We start from the raw sequence: 3,502 nt of genomic DNA, 5'->3' as shown, positions 1-3,502 counted from the left end.
ATTTTCTAATAGAGTTAGATCATTCTCTAGTTCCATCTTATATTTGAGATAAGGATTACCTGTTGCTAGTGCCTTAAAATCAGAAGCTGTCATAGTCTGTTCATCAATGTCTTCCGCAGCACGAATCGGTTCCTTAGAAGTCATAATCTGCTTAATATAACGGAGTTTGTTCTCCTGAGTTGCCCATAGATAATTATCAAATGAACCTTTTGTAATGTAGTGGTAAATATCCACTTCCTTGTTTTCATTTCCCTGTCGGATAATACGTCCATTGCGTTGCTGAATGTCACTTGGTCTCCAAGGGACATCCAGATGATGAACTGCTTTCATCTTGCTCTGAACATTTAAACCTGTTCCTCCTTTTTCGGTTGAGGCAAGGAGAATCCGCACCTCTCCTGCATTGACCTTTCGAGATAAGCTATTCTTCTTTTCATCACTATTGGCATCATGTACAAAGGCAATCTCCTTACTAGGGATTCCTCTATCAACTAATAAAGCCTTAATCTCAGAATAGACATCAAAGCCATTGTCCTTTTTCTTAGGTGTGCCAATATCTGAAAAAATCATCTGAGTAGCCTTATTTCCCATTCCCTCACGATAAATTCTTTCAACATTATCCACTACCTGAAGCAGTTTATGATTGTCTGCTAGACTATAACTAGAGTCCAATAAACGCATATCAATTGCTAGTTTCCGTGCCTCACCTGTTATCTTTAACATGTTATCCTGACTCGGATCAACTGTTCCACATTTGACCATATCTGACCTCATAACTAATTCTTCTAGATAGAGTTTCTGTTTTTCAGTTAACTCACTCTCAATAGGGATAATATGAGCTTCTGGAACAGGTAAATCCAACATATCTTGTGTTTGAATGTCGGCTGTTTCTTTATAGATTTTCATCAACTCAGGTAGATTGACAAACTTTTTAAATCGTTTCTTAGGTTGGTACTTATCCCCTGTAGGAGCTAATTCCATAGAGTTTTGAATTTCTCCAAAAGCACCTACCCAAGAGTCAAAATAATCAACTTGATAGCGTTTTAAGATATCGGGTTGAATGTAGTTCATCATAGTATATAACTCACTAATAGAATTGGAGACAGGTGTTCCTGTCGCAAAGACAATATTTTTAAAATCATGTTCTTCCTGAATCTTTCGAACCTTCATTTCCATATCCACGTTCTTCTTAGAGGTTGTATTGGTAATCCCTGCTACATTCCCAAGTCCAGTAATCGGACGAATATTTTTAAAGTGATGTGCTTCATCCACAAAGAGAAAATCAATTCCTAAGTTCTCAAAATCAATAAAGCTATCACGATTAAAGCGTTGCAGTTCTTCCAATTGTTTCTCTAGACCACTTATTGATTGCTCTGCTTCTTTAACGGTATACTTATTTTCAGAATGTGTTTTAATCTCTCGTAGTTCATTAAGTTTATCCTCGATATAATTCATCTGTCTTTCCTTACTGACAGGGATTTTTTCAAATTGAGAATCCCCAATGACAATGGCATCGTAATCTCCTGTAATAATACGTGACACAAATTGTTTTCTTCTCGCCTTCACAAAATCTTTCTTAGTGGTCACAAAGACCTTTTTAGTAGGGAAAAATTTCATGATTTCTTGACCAAATTGAGCAGACAAACTAGAAGGTACTACATACAAGGGCTTATGAACCATCCCCAACTCCTTTAATTTAAACCCAGCACCAAGCATGGTCAAGGTCTTTCCTGAACCTACCTCATGAGCTAACAAGGCTCTTTTTTCTTCTACGATTCTTTGAATGGCATTCTCTTGGTGAGGACGAAGACTGATGTTTTGTGCCAAGCCATCAATGACTAAATGGCTACCATCATACTCTCGACTAACCGTCCGATTATAAAGACGATTATAGCTTTCCTCAATGACTTGTTGGACTTCTGGATACCGTGAGACAAATTCTTGAAAGAGCTCTTGTAAATGCTGCTCTTTTGCTCTTAGAACAGAGGTTTTTTCCAAATCTGTGATGGTCTTTTTCTTTTCTCCTTCCGTAACAGTCATAGTAATCGTCGGTTGGTTTGAATTTAGTAAATTCTCAAAAATCTTTCTTCCTGTATCATAACGTGACCCACTGACTCCAAGACTACTATCTTTGGCACTTGGATAGCGATAAGCAAATGATGTCCTTAAATGAACCTGGCCATCGACAGGATTCACTTCAATGACTTGTTCAACATCTGGCGAAGACAGTTCAAATTCACGATTGGTGAAACATTCAAAGGCAAATTTACCATAAACAGATTGAGGAATCCAACGTGACCCTATTTTGAACTCAATATCTGCCAGATGAATCCGTGGAGGGCGAACAGATTCTAACAAATCTAAAGCATGGTTCCAATCATATTCTTGGTTGTTTTCCTCTACTAATAGTTGAACTACTTCTATCTTGTTGAGAATATCTCCTGATAAAAACTGGTTCTTAGAAAGGTATTTTCTTTCCCCTCTTAAATAGCTTTCTGGATCCATTAAAATCTGGTCACCTAACTCATCTAAAATAGCAGCTTGGCTATGTTCGGGATAAATGGATACCATATAGTCTAAATCAACTCCTCTACCATCCGATAAACTGGAGTTTAAGGCATCTAGAGCTGTTGAAACTCTTGCAATCACTCTCTCCGGCCTAACCAATGCTTTCTCAAAAGCTAAAGATTTTTTATATTTTACTTTCTGATCTTTAGAATCGATGTATTCATCTTCTAAACTTGCTAGTAAAGAATACTTATCGTCACTATCAAATAAGTTCCGATTGATTGAGGCATTCAAGTATCCAAATTGACTTACAAAGCGGTCATAGTCATGATTCAATTTGCCAAGCAATTCCTGAAAATCAGCCCGACTATAATCTGGATGGCGTTGAATTTCAATTAAGGCTTGATAGGTCTCTCTCAAATCAACCATGCTCTTAATACGACTAATGTCCTTATCCGATAAGGGACTTTCATAAAAGACAGTTTTTTTGAACAGTCCCTTATATTTCCCTCTTTTACTCGCTTCTTCTGACTTGTATACATCTAGTGCTTCCTCATCTGTCAAATGAAGTTGCACGAATCGATCTATTTTATGTTCAGACAAAGAACTGTCCCAAGCTTTAAAATCTCCCTTCTCATCTACATAATAACTAATTTCGTCTACTTTTGAACTTTTCCGAATGCCATGCGTATCTCGATAATAAATTTGATTTCCCTCATATCCAAAAGAATAGAGCGCTAAGTCCTCACGTATACGACTTGGGATAGAATTATCCACTTCTTCTTGGATAAAAACAGGTGCTTTCAAAGAATTGTCAATTTGTTTAGGTGCTTCCACATTCTCTAATGCTTTCATTATGTCAGTAGCTAATGTTTCTGATACTCCCTTAACATTGAGAGTTCCTCCATTAAAATTACGTACCTCATATTCACCCAAAACTTGTGTATTGTATTTCCCATCAAAATAAGGATTGATCCAGACACGCTTATCCTCCTCA

1 protein-coding gene is annotated in these 3,502 nt (G+C 37.1%); it reads right to left on the bottom strand.

Annotation, left to right across the window (positions count from 1 at the left end):
• Positions 1-3,502: SNF2-related protein (locus E7C97_RS09185; RefSeq protein WP_316109021.1), on the bottom strand; the 3,502-nt coding region annotated here is incomplete at both ends.

The sequence above is a fragment of the Streptococcus sp. genome (genome assembly GCF_032481935.1).
GTDB lineage: Bacteria > Bacillota > Bacilli > Lactobacillales > Streptococcaceae > Streptococcus.
The sequence above is the reverse complement of the archived record's forward strand: the minus strand, read 5'-3'. Positions and strand labels throughout refer to the sequence as shown.